General features: G+C 67.6%; 21 protein-coding genes. 18 read left to right on the forward strand and 3 right to left on the reverse strand.

All coding sequences use genetic code 11. The annotated features are described in order from the left end of the window. Positions 1 to 8 precede the first annotated feature (8 nt). The 4 genes from AC5P5M_RS13160 to AC5P5M_RS13175 all read left to right on the forward strand — a co-directional run bounded on the left by AC5P5M_RS13160 (position 9) and on the right by AC5P5M_RS13175 (position 2,742). Positions 9 to 497: a hypothetical protein gene (locus AC5P5M_RS13160; protein WP_053519429.1), complete on the forward strand. Its 489-nt coding sequence runs from the start codon at positions 9 to 11 to the stop codon at positions 495 to 497. Positions 498 to 516: 19 nt separating this feature from the next. Further along, on the forward strand, positions 517 to 1,176 hold the full coding sequence (gene purN, locus AC5P5M_RS13165; protein WP_495206011.1) for a phosphoribosylglycinamide formyltransferase: 660 nt from the start codon (positions 517 to 519) through the stop codon (positions 1,174 to 1,176). 67 nt (positions 1,177 to 1,243) lie between these two features. Further along, the gene (locus AC5P5M_RS13170) at positions 1,244 to 2,056 is read left to right on the forward strand and encodes a DUF3108 domain-containing protein (RefSeq protein WP_283219526.1); all 813 of its coding nucleotides are present in this window, start codon (positions 1,244 to 1,246) and stop codon (positions 2,054 to 2,056) included. Between the two features lie 2 nt (positions 2,057 to 2,058). Then, positions 2,059 to 2,742: a DUF3108 domain-containing protein gene (locus AC5P5M_RS13175; RefSeq protein ID WP_053519426.1), complete on the forward strand. Its 684-nt coding sequence runs from the start codon at positions 2,059 to 2,061 to the stop codon at positions 2,740 to 2,742. An 86-nt stretch (positions 2,743 to 2,828) separates the two neighbouring features. On the opposite strand, the gene AC5P5M_RS13180 is transcribed toward AC5P5M_RS13175, so the two are convergent. From AC5P5M_RS13180 to AC5P5M_RS13190, 3 genes are read right to left on the reverse strand one after another with little or no spacing between them, the layout of a single operon-like run. After that, positions 2,829 to 3,140, reverse strand: coding sequence for a hypothetical protein (locus tag AC5P5M_RS13180; RefSeq protein WP_053519425.1), 312 nt, complete (start codon positions 3,138 to 3,140; stop codon positions 2,829 to 2,831). Beyond that, a complete protein-coding gene (gene murA, locus AC5P5M_RS13185) occupies positions 3,137 to 4,408 on the reverse strand; it encodes a UDP-N-acetylglucosamine 1-carboxyvinyltransferase (RefSeq protein ID WP_053519424.1) in 1,272 nt (423 codons plus the stop codon). Before murA ends, AC5P5M_RS13180 begins: the two co-directional genes overlap by 4 nt. Before the next feature lie 22 nt (positions 4,409 to 4,430). Next, on the reverse strand, positions 4,431 to 4,661 hold the full coding sequence (locus AC5P5M_RS13190; protein WP_053519423.1) for a BolA family protein: 231 nt from the start codon (positions 4,659 to 4,661) through the stop codon (positions 4,431 to 4,433). Positions 4,662 to 4,715: 54 nt separating this feature from the next. Here AC5P5M_RS13190 and AC5P5M_RS13195 point away from each other — a divergent pair, with 54 nt between their 5' ends. From AC5P5M_RS13195 to mgtE, 14 genes are all read left to right on the forward strand, one after another. After that, complete coding sequence (locus AC5P5M_RS13195; protein ID WP_065174535.1) at positions 4,716 to 5,717, forward strand: KpsF/GutQ family sugar-phosphate isomerase; 1,002 nt, start codon at positions 4,716 to 4,718, stop codon at positions 5,715 to 5,717. 66 nt (positions 5,718 to 5,783) lie between these two features. Further along, positions 5,784 to 6,332, forward strand: coding sequence for a KdsC family phosphatase (locus AC5P5M_RS13200; RefSeq protein WP_495206012.1), 549 nt, complete (start codon positions 5,784 to 5,786; stop codon positions 6,330 to 6,332). Then, the gene (lptC, locus tag AC5P5M_RS13205) at positions 6,329 to 6,904 is read left to right on the forward strand and encodes an LPS export ABC transporter periplasmic protein LptC (protein ID WP_495206013.1); all 576 of its coding nucleotides are present in this window, start codon (positions 6,329 to 6,331) and stop codon (positions 6,902 to 6,904) included. Before AC5P5M_RS13200 ends, lptC begins: the two co-directional genes overlap by 4 nt. Positions 6,905 to 7,009: 105 nt before the next feature. Then, on the forward strand, positions 7,010 to 7,543 hold the full coding sequence (gene lptA / locus AC5P5M_RS13210; protein ID WP_065174534.1) for a lipopolysaccharide transport periplasmic protein LptA: 534 nt from the start codon (positions 7,010 to 7,012) through the stop codon (positions 7,541 to 7,543). Then, positions 7,543 to 8,262, forward strand: a complete 720-nt coding sequence (gene lptB / locus AC5P5M_RS13215; protein ID WP_065174533.1) for an LPS export ABC transporter ATP-binding protein — start codon at positions 7,543 to 7,545, stop codon at positions 8,260 to 8,262. The genes lptA and lptB overlap by 1 nt, the downstream gene beginning before the upstream one ends. Before the next feature lie 40 nt (positions 8,263 to 8,302). Beyond that, complete coding sequence (locus tag AC5P5M_RS13220) at positions 8,303 to 9,727, forward strand: RNA polymerase factor sigma-54 (RefSeq protein WP_283219525.1); 1,425 nt, start codon at positions 8,303 to 8,305, stop codon at positions 9,725 to 9,727. A 58-nt stretch (positions 9,728 to 9,785) separates the two neighbouring features. After that, on the forward strand, positions 9,786 to 10,103 hold the full coding sequence (gene hpf, locus AC5P5M_RS13225; protein ID WP_005415556.1) for a ribosome hibernation-promoting factor, HPF/YfiA family: 318 nt from the start codon (positions 9,786 to 9,788) through the stop codon (positions 10,101 to 10,103). 21 nt (positions 10,104 to 10,124) lie between these two features. Continuing rightward, the gene (locus AC5P5M_RS13230) at positions 10,125 to 10,577 is read left to right on the forward strand and encodes a PTS sugar transporter subunit IIA (protein WP_053519416.1); all 453 of its coding nucleotides are present in this window, start codon (positions 10,125 to 10,127) and stop codon (positions 10,575 to 10,577) included. Next, positions 10,574 to 11,524, forward strand: a complete 951-nt coding sequence (hprK, locus tag AC5P5M_RS13235; RefSeq protein ID WP_053519415.1) for an HPr(Ser) kinase/phosphatase — start codon at positions 10,574 to 10,576, stop codon at positions 11,522 to 11,524. Before AC5P5M_RS13230 ends, hprK begins: the two co-directional genes overlap by 4 nt. A 27-nt stretch (positions 11,525 to 11,551) precedes the next feature. Beyond that, complete coding sequence (rapZ, locus tag AC5P5M_RS13240) at positions 11,552 to 12,436, forward strand: RNase adapter RapZ (RefSeq protein WP_053519414.1); 885 nt, start codon at positions 11,552 to 11,554, stop codon at positions 12,434 to 12,436. 136 nt (positions 12,437 to 12,572) lie between these two features. Beyond that, positions 12,573 to 12,965, forward strand: coding sequence for a PTS sugar transporter subunit IIA (locus AC5P5M_RS13245; protein WP_053519413.1), 393 nt, complete (start codon positions 12,573 to 12,575; stop codon positions 12,963 to 12,965). Further along, on the forward strand, positions 12,958 to 13,227 hold the full coding sequence (locus AC5P5M_RS13250) for an HPr family phosphocarrier protein (protein ID WP_053519412.1): 270 nt from the start codon (positions 12,958 to 12,960) through the stop codon (positions 13,225 to 13,227). Before AC5P5M_RS13245 ends, AC5P5M_RS13250 begins: the two co-directional genes overlap by 8 nt. A 2-nt stretch (positions 13,228 to 13,229) precedes the next feature. Continuing rightward, positions 13,230 to 14,999: a phosphoenolpyruvate--protein phosphotransferase gene (gene ptsP / locus AC5P5M_RS13255; RefSeq protein WP_065174530.1), complete on the forward strand. Its 1,770-nt coding sequence runs from the start codon at positions 13,230 to 13,232 to the stop codon at positions 14,997 to 14,999. A gap of 256 nt (positions 15,000 to 15,255) precedes the next feature. Beyond that, on the forward strand, positions 15,256 to 16,617 hold the full coding sequence (mgtE, locus tag AC5P5M_RS13260; protein ID WP_053519410.1) for a magnesium transporter: 1,362 nt from the start codon (positions 15,256 to 15,258) through the stop codon (positions 16,615 to 16,617). Positions 16,618 to 16,658 lie beyond the last annotated feature (41 nt).

The raw sequence follows: 16,658 nt of genomic DNA on the forward strand, positions 1-16,658 counted from the left end.
GAGCCCGCATGGACGCAATGCCCCCATCCCCTTCGAACCCGGTGCCGCCGCCGCTGCTGACGGCACCCGTATTCGGCCCGCAGGACGCCAGCCATCTGCGGGCGCTGTCCATCGGCCACTACGTGGTTGGTGCGCTCATCGCACTGTTCTCGCTGATCTTCATCATCCACATCGTGCTGGGCGTGAGCGCCCTGACCGGGGCATTGCCGCTGAGCTCGGAGGGGCAGCCCTCATCGCCCGCCGAGCAGCGGATGTTCGGCTGGATGTTCACCATCATCGGCAGCGTGATCGTGGTGGGCGGCGTCACCCTGGGGGCCTTCGTCGCCTACGCCGGGCGCTGCCTGGCGCAGCGCCGCCGTTACGTGCTGTGCCTGGTGGTCGCGGGCCTGTCCTGCCTGTTCACCCCGGTGGGCACGGTGCTGGGGGTGTTCACCCTGATCGCCCTGCTCCGCCCCCAGGTGAAAGCCGTGTTCGACACTCCGTCGGCAAGCGTTTGAGCCGCCTGGGTTGCCGGTAATGAACGCACCCCGCCGCATCGCCGTGCTCGCCTCCGGGCGCGGCAGCAACCTGCAGGCCATCCTGGATGCCATCGCGTCGGGCCGCCTGCCGGCCGACGTGGTGGGCGTGTTCTCCGACCGCCCCGATGCCGCGGCCCTGCAGCGGGTCGATCCTTCCCGGCGCTGGGCGCATGCAGCGAAGGAATTCAGCGATCGTGCCGCCTACGAGCTGGCCCTAGGCGACGCGGTTGCCGCCTCCGCCCCGGACTGGATCGTCTGCGCCGGCTACATGCGCATTCTCGGCGCTGGCTTCGTGCAGCGCTTCAACGGTCGCCTGGTCAACATCCACCCGTCGCTGCTGCCGCTGTACAAGGGCCTGCATACGCACGCCCGGGCGCTGGAAGCCGGCGATGCCGAGCATGGCGCAAGCGTGCATCTGGTGGTGCCGGAGCTGGACGCGGGTACGGTGCTGGCGCAGGCGCGCGTGCCGGTGCTGGCAGGCGACGATGCACAGACCCTTGCCGAGCGCGTGCTGGCGGTGGAACACCCGCTGCTGATCGCCAGCCTGCAGCTGCTGTGCGATGGCCGGCTGGCTGAACGGGAAGGACAGGCGTTCTTCGACGGTCACCCCCTGTTTAGGCCGCTGGCCCTAGATTCCGCCGGAAACCTGAACCGATAACGTTCTGCACACGCCCCGCTGACTGCGGGGCTGGCATCCTGCCCCACTCCTGCGGCCCCTGTCCCCCATGAAGACCACGACGCTGCTGTGCACGCCCCTGCTGTTGTCGCTTGCCGTGTTGCCTGGCGTCGGCTGGGGCCAGGTACAGCCCTCTGCCGAACCGGCAGCTCCGTCGCAGGCCCCGGCCGCACCGGCCGTGCCCATGCTGCCCGCGCTGGCCTGGGAACCGCCGCCGCTGCAACCGTTCACCGCTACCTACCAGGCCTTCTACAAGGGCAAGGAAGCCGGCGATGCCACCATGCAGGTCACCCATACCGGCGGCAACCAGTGGCGGGTGGACATGCAGGTGGTGGGCCGCCGCGGCTTTGCCAGCGTGCTCGGCCTGAACATCGAGCAGAGCACGGTGTTCGAGGAGCGCGGCGGCGTCTATGCGCCGCTGAGCCAAAGCACGGTGCGCAAGGGCCTGTTCCTGGGCAAGAAGGCCGTCGGCACCTATAACTGGCAGGCCGGCACCGCGCAGTGGACCGGCGATGTGAAAAAGGATCGCGCGCAGCCCATTCCGCTGCAGGCCGGCGATCAGAGCGCCCTGCTGATCAACCTGGCGATCATGCGTGATGCCCGCCCGGGCGTGGCCATGCACTACCGCTACGTCGACATGGGCAAGGTGCGCCAGCACGACTACCAGGCCGCGCCGCAGACCGAGAACGTCGAGGTCGGCGACCTGTCCTACAACGCGCTGCGGGTATACCGCAGCAACGGCGGCAACAACGAAACCATTCTCTGGATCGCCAACGGTGTCCCCACCCCGGTGCGCATCCTGCAACGCGAAGATGGCGAAGACCGCGTCGATCTCCGCCTGATCGAATACCAAGGAGTCTGAGCATGAACACCCTGTCCCGCCCCCTGACGTGGATCGCCGCTGCCACCCTGTCGATGGCCAGCCTGCCGGCGATGGCCCTGGAGCCGTTCAAGGCCGACTATCTGGCCAGCTACATGGGCATGCAGGCCAACGGCACCATGACGCTGGCCAGTGAAGGCAGCAACAAGTGGCGCTACAGCCTGCAGGTGAAAAACCAGCTGGCCGACCTGAGCCAGAGCACCGTGTTCGAGGAAGTGCGCGGCCAGCTGCGTCCGCTCAGCAGCCAGGACCGCTCGGCGCTGCTGGTGAAGAAGCGCAACGTGCAGGCCAACTACAACTGGACCAGCAACCAGGCCACCTGGACCGGCGACATCAAGCCGGACCGCGCCGGACCGATCGCCCTGAAGGCTGGCGACATGGATGCGCTGCTGATCAATCTGGCCATCGCCCGCGACCTGGCAGCCGGCAAGCCGTTGACCTACCGCATGGTCGACGAGGGCCGGATCAAGAACATGACCTACCGCGTGATCGGCAAGGAATCGATCACCGTGGGCGGCAAGAGCTACGAGGCGACCAAGGTGTCGCGTGCCGATGGCAACAAGGAGCTGATCGCCTGGATCGTGCCGGAGTTTCCGGTGCCGGCGCGCATGCTGCAGCGGGAAAGCGGCCGCGACGCGCTGGACCTGACCATCCGATCGATGAACTGAGTGCCGGGGTCGGATCCCATCCCCTCGGGGATGGGATCCGACCCCGGGCCCCGCACAAGGAAAACGCCCGCTTGCGCGGGCGTTTTTCATTTCTTCTCTTCGGCCGGTTTGAACTCGGTGCGGCAGTCCACCCGGATCTGCTCACCGCTTCCGCGCCAGACGAACGTGCGGCAATGGCGGTTGCCTTCCTGGCTGTCGTTCACCGACACGGCATAGAACGACTGGATGATCTCGTCACGCGATACCGTGCCGTCACCGTTCCAGTCCATGTCCTTCTGCTCGATGCCGCGGGTGATGGCGATATCGGCGTACCAGGCATACCCCAGCCACGCCAGCACGATCAGCACCAGCGCCAGCAGCGCCTTGCGACGCGGGCTGAATTTTCCGCGAAGGATCATGGCACGCGCCGGATGGTGGCACCGAGCGAAGACAGCTTCTCTTCGATGTTCTCGTAGCCGCGATCGAGGTGGTAGATGCGATCGATGGTGGTATCGCCGCTGGCCATCAGGCCGGCCAGGATCAGCGATGCCGATGCACGCAGGTCGGTGGCCATGACCGGCGCGCCGCTCAGGTGCTCGCTGCCACGCACGATCGCGGTATGGCCTTCGACCTGGATGTCCGCGCCCAGGCGCAGCAGCTCGTTGACGTGCATGAAACGGTTCTCGAAGATCGTTTCGTTGATCACGCCGACGCCGTCGGCCACGCAGTTGAGCGCCATGAACTGCGCCTGCATGTCGGTCGGGAATGCCGGATACGGCGCGGTGGTCAGGTTCACCGCCTTCGGCCGCTTGCCCTGCATGTCCAGGGTGATGCTGTCCTCGGTGGTCTCGATCCGGGCACCCGCCTCGACCAGCTTGGACAGCACCGCGTCCATGGTGTTCGGACGCGCACGGTTGACCGTGACCTTGCCGCCGGTCATCGCGGCGGCCACCAGGAAGGTGCCGGTCTCGATGCGGTCGGGCAGCACTTCATGACGGCCACCGGAGAGGCGCTCCACGCCTTCGATCACCAGGCGGGCGGTGCCGAGGCCTTCGATCTTCGCACCCAGAGCGATCAGGCAATGGGCCAGATCGGTCACCTCCGGCTCCATCGCGCAGTTGTCGAGGATGGTGGTGCCTTCGGCCAGCACCGCGCCCATCAGCACGTTCTCGGTCCCGGTCACGCTCACCATGTCGAAGGTGAAGTGGCCACCCTTCAAGCGCTTGGCCGAAGCCTTGATGAATCCGTTCTCGACCACGATGTCGGCACCAAGCGCCTGCAGGCCCTTGATGTGCTGGTCGACCGGACGCGAGCCGATGGCACAGCCACCGGGCAGCGACACTTCGGCCGCACCGAAACGGGCCAGCAGCGGACCCAGCACCAGGATCGACGCACGCATGGTCTTGACCAGTTCGTACGGCGCCACATGCTGGTTCACCGCACGCGGGTCGACCACGATCGCGCTGCCGCGCGACAGCGTGCCCTGGTCGATGGTGACCTTGGCGCCCAGTTCGCCCAGCAGCTTCACCGTGGTGACCACATCGTGCAGGTGGGGCACGTTGGTGATCTCCACCGGCTCATCGGCCAGCAGGGTCGCGCAGAGGATGGGGAGGACGGCGTTCTTGGCGCCGGAGATGCTCACTTCACCGTGCAGCGCAGCGCCGCCGGTCACAACGATCTTGGCCATGGGGTTCGGGATCTTCTGCGGTTCAGCCGGCTTCGGCCGGGGTCACGGTTTTCAGCGCCAGCGCGTGGATCGCGCCGCCCATCAGGTCGCCCAGCGTGGCATAGACCATGCGATGGCGGGCCAGCGGCATCTTGCCGGCAAAGGCGTCGCAGACCACGGTCGCTTCGAAATGCACGCCATCGTCGCCCCGCACATCGGCGCGGGCGCCAGGCAGGCCGGTTTCGATCAGGTTGCGGATGGTGTCGGCGTCCAACGGGCTTTCCTAATAAAATGAACCCTCATTCTACTTCCGCTGCGTGGCGTCCGCATGGCCGAGTCCCTCCCGCCCCCCCGTTCCGTCGAGCCGGCCGCCCTGGTGGCCAGCGGCCGCCGCGTGTTCGAGATCGAGCAGCAGGCACTGCAGGCGGTCGCCGAGCGCCTGGGCGAGCCCTTCCAGAAGGCCTGCCAGGTGATCCTGGGCAGCCGCGGGCGGGTGGTCGCCACCGGGATGGGCAAGTCAGGCCATGTGGCGCGCAAGATCGCCGCAACCCTGGCGTCCACCGGTACCCCGGCGTTCTACGTGCACCCGGGCGAGGCCGGCCATGGCGACCTGGGCATGATCACCGAAGCCGACGTGGTACTGGCCCTGTCCTATTCGGGCGAATCGGACGAAGTGCTGATGCTGCTGCCGGTGCTCAAGCGCCAGGGCAACGTGCTGATCTCCATGACCGGCCGCCCGCAGTCCAGCCTGGCGACCGCCGCCGACGTCCACCTGGACGTCAGCGTGCCGGCCGAGGCCTGCCCGCTGGCGCTGGCTCCGACCTCGAGCACCACCGCCTCGCTGGCGATGGGCGACGCGCTGGCGGTGGCCCTGCTGGATGCGCGCGGCTTCACCGCTGACGATTTCGCCCGCTCGCATCCGGCCGGCAGCCTTGGCCGTCGCCTGCTGCTGCATATCACCGACGTCATGCATACCGGTGCCGATCTGCCCAAGGTCGATGCCGGCGCCAGCCTCAGCGAGGCCCTGGTGGAGATGAGCCGCAAGCGCCTGGGCATGACCGCCGTGGTCGATGCCGAGGGCGTGCTGATCGGCCTGTTCACCGACGGTGACCTGCGCCGGGCACTGGACAGTGCGCTGGACGTGCGCACGGCAAAGATCGCCGATGTGATGACGCGCAACCCCCGCACCATCGGAGCCGACCAGCTGGCGGTGGAGGCCGCCCGCCAGATGGAAACCCAGCAGATCAACGGCCTGATCGTGGTCGATGACCAGGGCCGCGCCGTCGGCGCCCTGAACATTCATGACCTGTTGCGGGCCCGGGTGGTTTAACCGACAGTCCGTAGACCCCATTCAGTCTGTAACCCCACACCTGCCCTGATCGAGTTCAACGTCCTGATGCCCTGGTCCCCCCTGCCCGCCTTCCCCGCCCACCTGCATGCCGCTGCGGCGCGGATCCGCATGGCCTGCTTCGACGTGGACGGCACCCTCACCGACGGTCGGCTGTACTACGACCAGGACGGCAACGAGAGCAAGGCGTATTTCGTGCAGGATGGCCTGGGCCTGAAACTGCTGCAGCAGCACGGCATCCACCCCGTGCTGATCACCGCGCGCAACAGCCAGTCCGCGCTCAGGCGCGGTGCCGATCTCGGCATTGATACCCACATCGCCGTGGGCGACAAGCTGGCCAGCGTGCTGGCTCTGTGTGCCCAGCGCGGCATCGGCCTGGAACAGGTCGCCTTCCTTGGCGATGACCTGCCGGATCTGGCGCCCCTGGGTGCGGTCGGCCTGGCCGTGGCGCCGGCCAATGCCCATCCGTGGATCGCCGAACGCGTGCACTGGCAGACCCGTTCCGAAGGCGGGCGCGGCGCGGCGCGTGAGCTGTGCGACGTTCTGCTGGCCGCGCAGGGTCATGTCGCGTCGGTCCTGGCGAGGTACGGCGCATGAACGCACCGACCGTGAACTGGCGCACCGTGCTAGGCATCGGCCTGCTGCTGGCGGCCCTGCTCAGCAGCTGGGCCGCGCTGCGCAACCGCGACAAGGGCCCGGCCCAGAGCGGCCAGGAAGTCGGCGTGGATTACATCCTGCACGACTTCCAGATCGTCGCCCTGGACGAGCAGGGCAAGGAATCGACCACCCTGCGCGCGCCGCGGCTGGAGCGGCAGCGCGGCGACCAGACCATCAACATCGCCACGCCACTGTTCGAGATGCCCGACAAGGACGGCAGGCACTGGACACTGCGCGCGGAGACCGGCTGGCTGAGCGCCAAGGGTGACGAACTGAAGCTGCGCGGCAAGGTGGCGGGTGACAGTCCGGCTGCCCCGGGCATCGTGCCGACCACCTTCCGCACCGACCACCTGGACGTGTTCCCCAAGGAGAGCCGGGCCCGGACCGACGCCCTGGTGACCATGACCCGCCCCGGCATGGAGCAGTCCGGCGTCGGGTTCGAGGTGGATTCGAAGAACAACACGTATCATTTCCTCAGCCAGTCCAAGGGTCGCTACACGCCCAGACGCTGATTCCGCCGCCCGGCCCGCGACGTCCCTGGACAGGCGCGGCGCCGGCAGCCCCCACCCGCTGCTGCCCTCCTGACCGGGCAGCCACCACCGGCAGAACGGACCCCGATGAAGATCCCCTTTGCAGCCATGCTCGCACTCAGTCTTCTTGTCCCCGCCCTCGCGCAGGCGAAGTCGACCGACCGCAACGAGCCCATGAACATCGATGCCGGTGCACAGAACGGCATGCTCACCGGCGACGGCAAAACCGTGCTGTCGCAGGGCGTGATCATCACCCAGGGCACGCTGGACCTGCGCTCGTCCGAAGCGGAGATCTATCTCAAGGACGGCGAGCCGGTGCGTGTGGTGTTCACGGGCAAGCAGGCGAAGTTGAAGCAGCAGCTTGATGACGGCACCTGGATGGATGCGCTCGCCGACCGCATCGACTACGACATCAAGACCGAGATCATCACCCTCACCGGCAACTACAAGGTCACCAGCGCGCGCGGCACCAACGCCGGCCAGCGCATGGTCTACAACACCCGTACCGGCGAGATGAACTCCGGCGGCGACGGCAGCCGCGTGCGCACCGTTATCCCGCCCAAGAACAAGACGCCTGCCGCCACCACCACGCCGGCGCAGCCGGCCGGGAGCCGGAAGTAATGCTCGTCGCCAAGGGCCTGCGCAAGCGCTACAAGCAACGTGAGGTCGTCAAGGACTTCGGGCTCACCCTCGAAGCGGGCGAAGTGGTCGGCCTGCTCGGCCCCAACGGTGCCGGCAAGACCACCTGCTTCTACATGATCGTCGGCCTGGTTGCCGCCGATGCCGGCAGCATCGTGCTCGATGGCAAGGACATCACCGGCGATCCGATGTACACCCGTGCCAAGCAGGGCGTGGGCTACCTGCCGCAGGAGCCTTCGGTGTTCCGCAAGCTGACCGTGGCCGACAACATCCGCCTGGTGCTGGAACTGCGCGAGGATCTGGACTCGGCCGGCCGCGAGCGCGAGTTGAGCAGCCTGCTGGACGAACTGCAGCTGGGCCATGTGTCCGAACAGCTTGGCGCCAGCCTGTCCGGCGGCGAGCGCCGCCGCTGCGAAATCGCCCGCGCGCTGGCGGCGCAACCCCGGCTGATCCTGCTCGACGAACCGTTTGCCGGTGTCGATCCGATCTCGGTCGGCGAGATCCAGCGCATCGTCACCCACCTCAAGCAGCGCGGCATCGGTGTGCTGATCACCGACCACAACGTGCGCGAGACCTTGGGAATCTGCGACCGCGCGTATATCCTCGCCGAGGGCACCGTACTGGCCCAGGGTTCGCCGGAATCGATCCTGGACAATGCCGACGTACGTCGCGTCTACCTTGGGGACTCGTTCAAGCTGTGACCGCAGCTGCCGGGTTCCATTCCCCCTCTTCGGCACAGGCATGAAGACTCGGCTGCAGACATCGTTGGGACAGCAGCTGGTGCTCACGCCCCAGCTGCAGCAGGCGATCAAGCTGCTGCAGATGTCCAGCACCGAGCTGGAACTGGAGATCGCCCAGGCGGTGGAGAGCAATCCGCTGCTGGACTGGGCCGAAGGCAACGAGAGCGATGCCGCTGCCGGCGACGATGGCAACGGCGATGACGCCCCGCCCGAACGCACCGACGCCGGCCAGGAGGACGACTGGGCATCGGCCGAACCGGACTGGAGCACCGCCGGCAGCGGCGGCAGCTTCGACGACGATGACGACAGCGGCAGCGCGGCCGAACGCGTGGCCGAAACCGAGACCCTGGCCGACCACCTGCTGTGGCAGCTGCACCTGTCGCATCTGTCCGCACGCGATCGCAGCATCGGGGCTGCCCTGATCGACGCCCTGGACGACGATGGCTACCTGCGCGAACCGCTGTCCACCATCGCCGAGACCCTGCTGCCGGCGATCCACGCCGGCGAGGACGAGATCCTCACCGTACTGCACCAGATCCAGCGCTTCGATCCGGTCGGAGTAGCGGCACGCAGCTTGGGCGAATGCCTCCAGCTGCAACTGGACGTACTGGCGGCCGACACACCTGGCCTTGCCCTGGCACGCCAGGTCGCTGCCGGGCCGCTGGAGCGGCTGCCGCGCAGCGGCGTGGTTGGGCTGGCGCACGAACTCCGGCAGCCCCTGGCCGATGTCGAGACCGCCGTGGCCCTGCTGCGGTCGCTGGACCCGCGCCCAGGCACCCAGATCGCGCCGCTGTCGCCGGACACCTACGTGGTGCCGGACGTAGTCGTCTGGCGGCAGAACGGCGTGTGGCGCGCCGCGCTGGCCGGCCATGCCGGGCCGAAGGTGGTCATCCACCGCGGTTACGAACAGATGATCCGCCGCTGCGGTGAGGCCGACGCCGGCTACCTGCGCGCCCAGCTGCAGGAGGCGCGCTGGCTGCTGAAAGGTCTGCAGCAGCGTGGCGAGACCCTGCTGCGGGTGGTGCGCTGCCTGATCCTGCAGCAGTCCGGCTTCCTGGAGTTCGGCGAACAGGCACTGCGCCCGCTCACCCTGCGTGAGATCGCCGCCGAACTGGGCCTGCACGAATCCACCATTTCGCGGGCGATCGCCCGCAAGCATGTCCGGACCCCACGCGGCACCCTGCCGCTGCGCGCCTTCTTCGCGTCGGGCATCGATACCGAAGGCGGCGGTGAGGCATCCAGCACCGCCATCCAGGCAATGATCCGGCGCCTGATCGATGACGAAAACCCGCGCAAGCCCCTTTCTGACGCCAAGCTGGCTGACCTGCTCAAATCGTCGGGAATTCCAGTGGCGCGACGCACCGTGGCGAAGTATCGTGAAGCCATGAACATTTCCGCCTCGCACGAAAGGGTCAGAATCGCTTGACGCACCGCCGCGCCCGGCGGAGAGGTTCATTGGCACATCCGAACACAGGAGAAACCCGATGCGCATCGAAACGTTTGGCAAAGACGTCGAAGTCACCCCGGCCCTGCAGTCCTATGTAGAGGAGAAGCTGGCCCGGATCGGAAAGCACTTCGACCAGCACTGCGAAGCGCGGGTGACCCTCAAGCTGCAGAAGACCGAACACCACGTCGACGCCAGCCTCAACATTCCCGGCCAGACCCTGCACGCCGAGGCCGGCGGCCAGACCATGTATGCCGCGATCGACCTGCTGGCGGACAAGCTTGACCGCCTGGTGATCAAGCACAAGGAGAAAAAACAGCAGCACGCACCGCTGCCGGTGGGTGACAATGGCGGCTGATCGCCACCGTTCCCCGCAGACATGCCCCTGACTGACCTCCTGGCGGCCGTGCAGACCCAGCTCTGCACGGCCACCGACCGCGACAGCGTCCTCAAGGCCGCGGCCGGGTTGCTGGCCTGCCGCCAGGCCAATGCCGAACAGATCTATCTGAACCTGTGCCAGCGTGAGGCGCTGGGCAGCACCGCGATCGGTTGCGGCATCGCCATTCCGCATGGCCGCGCGCCGACCCTGGACCGCCCACGCGGCGCCCTGCTGCGACTGGAGACCCCCGTCGACTTCGGGGGCGACGAGCCGGTCGACCTGGTGTTCGCGATGGCCGTTCCGGCCCACTACACCCATCAGCACCTGATGCTGCTGTCCGAACTGGCCGAACTGTTCTCCGCCCCCGCCATCCGCGAGGCGCTGCGCGCCGCCGGCGACGCGCGGGCACTGCGTCAGGCCCTGGATCTCACGCCCCCGGCGAGTGCCGCATGAATACCAGCATCACCGCACGCGAACTGTTCGAACAGCAGCGCGAACGCCTGGGCCTGCGCTGGGTGGCGGGAAAATCCGGCGAGAAGCGCGAGCTCGAGGCCGGCAACACCGTCTCCCGCCGGCCCTCGCTGGCGGGCTACCTCAATGCGATCTACCCCAACAAGGTGCAGATCCTGGGCACCGAGGAACTGTCCTGGCTGGACGCGCTGGAACCGCGCCAGCGCTGGGAGACGATCGAAAAGCTCATGCAGTCGCACCCGCTGGCGCTGGTGATTACCCGCAACCAGCCCTGTCCGGAAGACCTGCGCGCGGCCGCCGACGAGTCGGGCACGCCGCTGTGGGTATCTCCCAAGCGCGGCCACGAACTGCTCAATCATCTGTCCTACCACCTGGCACGCACGCTGGCGCCGCGCGTGATCCTGCACGGCGTGTTCATGGAGATCTACTCCATCGGCGTGCTGATCACCGGCGAAGCCGGGTCGGGCAAGAGCGAGCTGGCGCTGGAACTGCTCAGCCGTGGCCACCGCCTGGTGGCCGATGATGCACCTGAATTCACCCAGATCGCGCCGGACGTGCTCGACGGCACCTGCCCGGAACTGCTGCAGGACCTGCTGGAAGTACGCGGCCTGGGCGTGCTGAACGTGCGCGAGATGTTCGGCGACACGGCTGTAAAGAAGAACAAGTACCTTCGGCTGATCGTCCACCTGACCAAGCCGATGACCGAGCCCACTCCACATGGCTACGAACGCCTGACCGGCGATTCCGGTACCCGCCATGTGCTGGACCTGGACGTGCCGCTGATCACGCTGCCGGTGATGCCCGGCCGCAACCTGGCCGTGCTGACCGAGGCGGCCACCCGCCTGCATATCCTGCGGACCAAGGGCATCGACCCGGCCGCGATGTTCATCGCGCGCCACAGCAACCTGCTGGAACGGCGAACACCCTGATTTCCCTGGCCTTCGAAGAGTCTGTCCATGAGCACCGCTGCCCCCACCGCCCCGACCCTGATCATCGTCAGCGGCCTGTCCGGCTCGGGTAAATCCGTCGCCCTGAAGACGTTCGAGGACCAGGACTACTACTGCTCGGACAACCTGCCGATCCAGCTGCTGCCGGACTTCGTGCGCAGCCTGCTGGCCCACCATGACGGCGCCGCGCCGCGCCGGCTGGCGGTCGGCATCGACGTGCGTGGCCAGGCTGACCTGAGCCAGCTGGCCAACTGGCGGCAACTGGCCACCGATGCTGGCGTGGAAACAAAGGTGCTGTTCTTTGAAGCCAGCGACGAGGCGGTGCTCAAGCGCTATGCCGACACCCGTCGCCGCCATCCACTCAGCCAGCTCGGTCTGTCGCTGCCGGAAGCGATCGCCCGCGAGCGCGAACTGATCGCACCGCTGCGCCAGGAGGCCGACGCGATCATCGACACCAGCGCGCTCAACGTGCACCAGCTGCGCCGCCGGATCATCACCGAGTTCACGCTGGACCATGCAACCCGCCTGTCGCTGCTGTTCGAATCGTTCGCCTACAAGCGTGGCGTGCCGGCCGAAGCGGATTTCGTCTTCGATGCGCGGGTGCTGCCCAATCCGCACTGGGATCCCGAGCTGCGTGCGCTCAGTGGCCGCGAGCCGGGCGTGCGCGACTACCTGGAAGCCCAGCCGGACGTGCAGTGCTACCTCGCACAGCTGATGGGTTTTCTCGACACCTGGCTGCCGAAGCTGGGCGACGGCACACGCAGCTACGTGACCGTGGCCTTCGGCTGCACCGGCGGCAAGCACCGCTCGGTCTATCTGGCCGAACGGATGGCCCGGCATGCCCGCGAAATGGGCTGGGAAGACGTGGCCACCTATCACCGCGAGCAGGATTGAGAGGCCCGGCCGGGGTGCGCCCGACCGCCCCGCGGAGAGGCGGGATGGGCCGGCAGGCGGGGGACGCTGAATACGGGACACAGTGCCCCTCATCTGCGGCTATCGCCAATTCACCTTGACCTGTTAACGTGCAGTAATGACCTGTGGCATTCTCCTCGTAACACATCCCGGGGTCGGCGCCGCCCTGCTTGACGTGGCGACCCGGCTCCTGCGGCAGCTGCCGTTGAAGACCGAAGCTTTCGAAGTACCGTTCGACGCAGACCTGGATGCTCTGCTCCCCCTCGCCTCGGCCGCGCTGCGGCGGGTTGATGGTGGAGAAGGCGTGCTGATCCTGACCGACCTGTACGGCGCCAGCCCCGCCAACCTTGCCGGGCAGCTGGCCCGGCTGGGGACCCCGGTTCGCCGGGTGTCGGCGCTGAGCCTGCCGATGTTGCTGCGGGTGATGAATTATCCGGAACAGGGACTGGATCAACTGCCCGCCACCGCTGCGGCGGGTACCCGTAATGGAGCGATAGTCGACGATGCTTGAACGAGAACTCACCGTCAGCAACCGCCTGGGCCTGCATGCCCGGGCCACCGCCAAGCTGGTGCAGACCCTGGCACCGTTCCGGTGCAACGTGACCATGGCTGCCAAGGGCCGCGAGATCAACGCCAAGAGCATCATGGGCGTGATGCTGCTCGCTGCCGGCCAGGGCACCCCGGTCACCGTGCGCATCAGTGGCGAAGACGAAGCCGCCGCGATGGACGCGGTGGTCGACCTGTTCGAACGCCGCTTCGACGAGGACAGCTGATCGTGCCGCGCGCCCGCGCCGGCCAGCTCCCTTCCGGCCAACGGCCGGTCCAGCTGCTGGCTGGTCATGGCGCTGCGCGGGGTTCGGCGATGGGGCGTGCACGCGTGCGCCTGCCGCATGCGCTGGACGTTGCCGAACAGCGCGTGGCACCGCAGCAGATCGAAACCGAGCTGACGCGCCTGCATCACGCCGTGGATGCCGCGCGCGCGGAGATGCATGAGCTTCGGCAGCGCCTGCACGGCGCACTGAACCAGGAAGTAGGCGAATTCCTCGATCTGCACGCGCTGCTGCTGGACGACCCGGAGCTGCTGTTCGGCCTGGATGAGCTGATCCGCAGCGGCCCGTACAGCGCCGGATACGCCCTGCGCCTGCAGCGCGACCGCCTGGCCAAGGTCTTCGATGGCATGGACGATGCCTACCTGAAGAGCCGCATGGACGATCTGGATCATGTGATCGGCCGCATTCACGCCTTCCTGCAGCCGGAGCGCGCGCCGGTGATGAAGGGGCTGGCCGGCGAGATCCTGGTCTGCGACAACATCGCGCCGTCCGAGCTGGCACAGCTGCAGGCACAGGGCGTCGTGGGCATCGTCACCGCCGCCGGCAGCGCGCTGTCGCACAGCGCCATCCTCGCCCGCAGTCTGCACCTGCCACTGATCGTCAACGTTCCGCAGCTGCTCAGCCGCGTTGCCGATGGCGACGTGCTGATCGTCGATGGCGCCGACGGCAGCATCACCGTCAACCCGCAGGCCGACAACCTGCGTGACTATCGCGCACGACTGAAGGAACACGCCCGCGAGCAGCGGGAGCTCGGACGCCTGCGCAGCAAACCCAGCCGTACCCGCGACCAGGTCGACATCGCCCTGCTGGCCAACGCCGAATCGCTGGAGGACGTAACCCAGGCCCACGCCCTCGGCGCGCAGGGACTGGGTCTGTACCGCACGGAATTCCTGTTCCTGCAGCGCAACGAACTGCCGGACGAGGAAGAACAGTTCCGGACCTACCGCGACGCCGCGCTGGGCATGAGCGGGCGGCCGGTGACCATCCGCACCCTCGATCTGGGTGCGGACAAAGCGGATCGCACCGGCCTGACCCTGAGCAACGAAGAGAACCCGGCGCTTGGCCTGCGGGGCGTGCGCCTGTCGCTGGCACGGCCGAAAGTGGCCGACACCCAGCTGCGGGCGATTCTGCGTGCCTCGGCCTATGGCAAGCTGCGGGTGCTGGTGCCCATGATCAGCACGCGCGAAGAGCTGCTGGCCGTGCGCCGGCGCATGCTCAAGCTGTCCGAACAACTGCGCGCGGAAGGGCACATGGTGGCCGACCACGTGCCGCTGGGGGCGATGATCGAAGTACCCGCCGCTGCTCTGGCGCTGGAGAGCTTCATCGACCTGGTCGACTTCCTGTCGATCGGCACCAATGACCTAGTGCAGTACCTGCTCGCGGCCGACCGCAACAACGAGGCGCTGGGCGAACTCTACTCGCCGCTGCACCCGGCGGTGCTGCGCCTGCTGCAGATGGTGATCGAGACCGGCGCACGCCATCGTGTGCCGGTGGCGGTGTGCGGCGAGATCGCGGGGGACGCACGCATGGCGCCGCTGCTGCTGGCACTGGGCCTGACCGAGTTCAGCCTGCATCCGGGCACGCTGCTGGAAGTCCGCCGCGCGATCCGCGAGGCCGACCTGGCATCCCTGCGCGCCCGCGCTCCGAAGCTGCTGGCCGCGCGGGACCGTCGCGGCATCGAGCGCTGGCTGGCACTGGTGGCCGATACGCCCTGACGGCCGCGCTGCGCGCTCGCCGGGCATGGCCCGGCGCTACCACCCCACGCATCCCGCTCGCCGGGCATGGCCCGGCGCACCACCGCGTGTACCTTCCCGGTAGCGCCGGGCCATGCCCGGCGGAATTCATGGACCCCGCTGGCCGCAGACACCGGGGTATGCGTTGAAACATCCCCTTGCGATAATGACGCGCTGAACACCCTTGTTGCCGCATCCTTGCCAGGATCGCGGCTTTTCTTATCCCGCGGGAGCTGCGATGGCTGAAGCTGTACGCCACGACAAGACTGCGCGCCAACTGCGGATGCTGTCCGATGCACTGGACAGTGGCCGGCTGGGACCGGTGCGTCGCCTGGTCAATACTCTGGCCCCCGCCGAGATCGGCAACCTGCTCGAATCGCTGCCGCCGGGAAAGCGCGAAGTCGTGTGGGGCCTGGTCGATCCGGAAGATGACGGCGAGGTGCTGGTCCACGTCGGCGACGACGTGCGCGAGAGCCTGCTCGCGGACATGGACCCGGACGAGATCATCGCCGCGGTCGAAGACCTGGACATCGACGACCTGGCCGATCTGGTCGAGGACCTGCCGGACACGGTCATCGACGAAGTCCTCAAGTCGATGGACCGCGAGAACCGCGAGCGCCTCGAGCAGGTCCTGTCCTACCCCGAGGACAGCGCTGGCCGCCTGATGAACCCGGACGTGGTGACCGTGCGCGCCGACGTCAACGTCGACGTGGTGCTGCGCTACCTGCGCCTGCGCGGCGAACTGCCGGACCATACCGACCACCTGTTCGTGGTCAGCCGCCGCCATCAGTATCTTGGCCGTGTCTCGCTTGCAGCGCTGGTCACCCATGAAGACACCACGCCGATCAACCGGTTGATCGACGACGAACAGCCGGCGATCGATGTCGGCGAGAGCGACCAGGAGGTCGCCCGCCAGTTCTCCGACCATGACTGGATTTCCGCGCCGGTGGTGGACGACAACAACATTCTGGTCGGCCGCATCACCATCGATGACGTGGTCGACATCATCCGTGGCCAGGCCGAGCACCAGGCGCTGGGCGCCGCCGGCCTGGACGAGGACGAGGATCTGTTCAGCCCGGTGTGGCGCGCGATGCGCCGTCGCCTGATGTGGCTGTCGGTGAACCTGTGTACCGCCTTCCTCGCCTCCAGCGTGGTCGGTCACTTCGAAGGCACGATCGACAAGCTGGTGGCGCTGGCGGTGCTCATGCCCATCGTCGCCGGCCTCGGCGGCAACGCAGGCACGCAGGTGCTGGCGTTGATGGTGCGCGGCCTGGCGCTGGGCCAGGTGGGCGCATCCAATGCACGCACCCTGCTGTGGAAGGAAGTGCGGGTGGCACTGCTCAACGGCCTGTTGCTGGGTTCCGTGCTGGGCCTGATCGTGCTGGCCTGGTTCCATTCGCCGGGGTTGTCGGCGGTGATCGCCATCGCGCTGACCTTCAACCTGCTGTTCGCCGCGCTGGCCGGTGTGCTGGTGCCGCTGACCCTGAAACGTTTCGGCTTCGATCCGGCCTTGGCCAGCGGTATTTTCCTGACCGCCGTGACCGATTCGATGGGCTTCTTCACCTTCCTCGGCCTGGCCACCCTGGTGCTGCTGCACTGACCGACCTGCGCCCTGCCCCCGGTCGGGGCGCGGGGCCCATT

It is taken from the genome of Stenotrophomonas sp. YJH_SMC_106-19 (assembly GCF_059368375.1).

What these genes read in the sequence shown, in the direction of transcription:
- AC5P5M_RS13160 (WP_053519429.1), top strand. Translation starts at nt 9, where the DNA reads ATGGACGCAATGCCCCCATCCCCTTCGAACCCGGTGCCGCCGCCGCTG.
- purN (WP_495206011.1), top strand. Translation starts at nt 517, where the DNA reads ATGAACGCACCCCGCCGCATCGCCGTGCTCGCCTCCGGGCGCGGCAGC.
- AC5P5M_RS13170 (WP_283219526.1), top strand. Translation starts at nt 1,244, where the DNA reads ATGAAGACCACGACGCTGCTGTGCACGCCCCTGCTGTTGTCGCTTGCC.
- AC5P5M_RS13175 (WP_053519426.1), top strand. Translation starts at nt 2,059, where the DNA reads ATGAACACCCTGTCCCGCCCCCTGACGTGGATCGCCGCTGCCACCCTG.
- AC5P5M_RS13180 (WP_053519425.1), bottom strand. Translation starts at nt 3,140, where the DNA reads ATGATCCTTCGCGGAAAATTCAGCCCGCGTCGCAAGGCGCTGCTGGCG.
- murA (WP_053519424.1), bottom strand. Translation starts at nt 4,408, where the DNA reads ATGGCCAAGATCGTTGTGACCGGCGGCGCTGCGCTGCACGGTGAAGTG.
- AC5P5M_RS13195 (WP_065174535.1), top strand. Translation starts at nt 4,716, where the DNA reads ATGGCCGAGTCCCTCCCGCCCCCCCGTTCCGTCGAGCCGGCCGCCCTG.
- AC5P5M_RS13200 (WP_495206012.1), top strand. Translation starts at nt 5,784, where the DNA reads ATGCCCTGGTCCCCCCTGCCCGCCTTCCCCGCCCACCTGCATGCCGCT.
- lptC (WP_495206013.1), top strand. Translation starts at nt 6,329, where the DNA reads ATGAACGCACCGACCGTGAACTGGCGCACCGTGCTAGGCATCGGCCTG.
- lptA (WP_065174534.1), top strand. Translation starts at nt 7,010, where the DNA reads ATGAAGATCCCCTTTGCAGCCATGCTCGCACTCAGTCTTCTTGTCCCC.
- lptB (WP_065174533.1), top strand. Translation starts at nt 7,543, where the DNA reads ATGCTCGTCGCCAAGGGCCTGCGCAAGCGCTACAAGCAACGTGAGGTC.
- AC5P5M_RS13220 (WP_283219525.1), top strand. Translation starts at nt 8,303, where the DNA reads ATGAAGACTCGGCTGCAGACATCGTTGGGACAGCAGCTGGTGCTCACG.
- hpf (WP_005415556.1), top strand. Translation starts at nt 9,786, where the DNA reads ATGCGCATCGAAACGTTTGGCAAAGACGTCGAAGTCACCCCGGCCCTG.
- AC5P5M_RS13230 (WP_053519416.1), top strand. Translation starts at nt 10,125, where the DNA reads ATGCCCCTGACTGACCTCCTGGCGGCCGTGCAGACCCAGCTCTGCACG.
- hprK (WP_053519415.1), top strand. Translation starts at nt 10,574, where the DNA reads ATGAATACCAGCATCACCGCACGCGAACTGTTCGAACAGCAGCGCGAA.
- rapZ (WP_053519414.1), top strand. Translation starts at nt 11,552, where the DNA reads ATGAGCACCGCTGCCCCCACCGCCCCGACCCTGATCATCGTCAGCGGC.
- AC5P5M_RS13245 (WP_053519413.1), top strand. Translation starts at nt 12,573, where the DNA reads ATGACCTGTGGCATTCTCCTCGTAACACATCCCGGGGTCGGCGCCGCC.
- AC5P5M_RS13250 (WP_053519412.1), top strand. Translation starts at nt 12,958, where the DNA reads ATGCTTGAACGAGAACTCACCGTCAGCAACCGCCTGGGCCTGCATGCC.
- mgtE (WP_053519410.1), top strand. Translation starts at nt 15,256, where the DNA reads ATGGCTGAAGCTGTACGCCACGACAAGACTGCGCGCCAACTGCGGATG.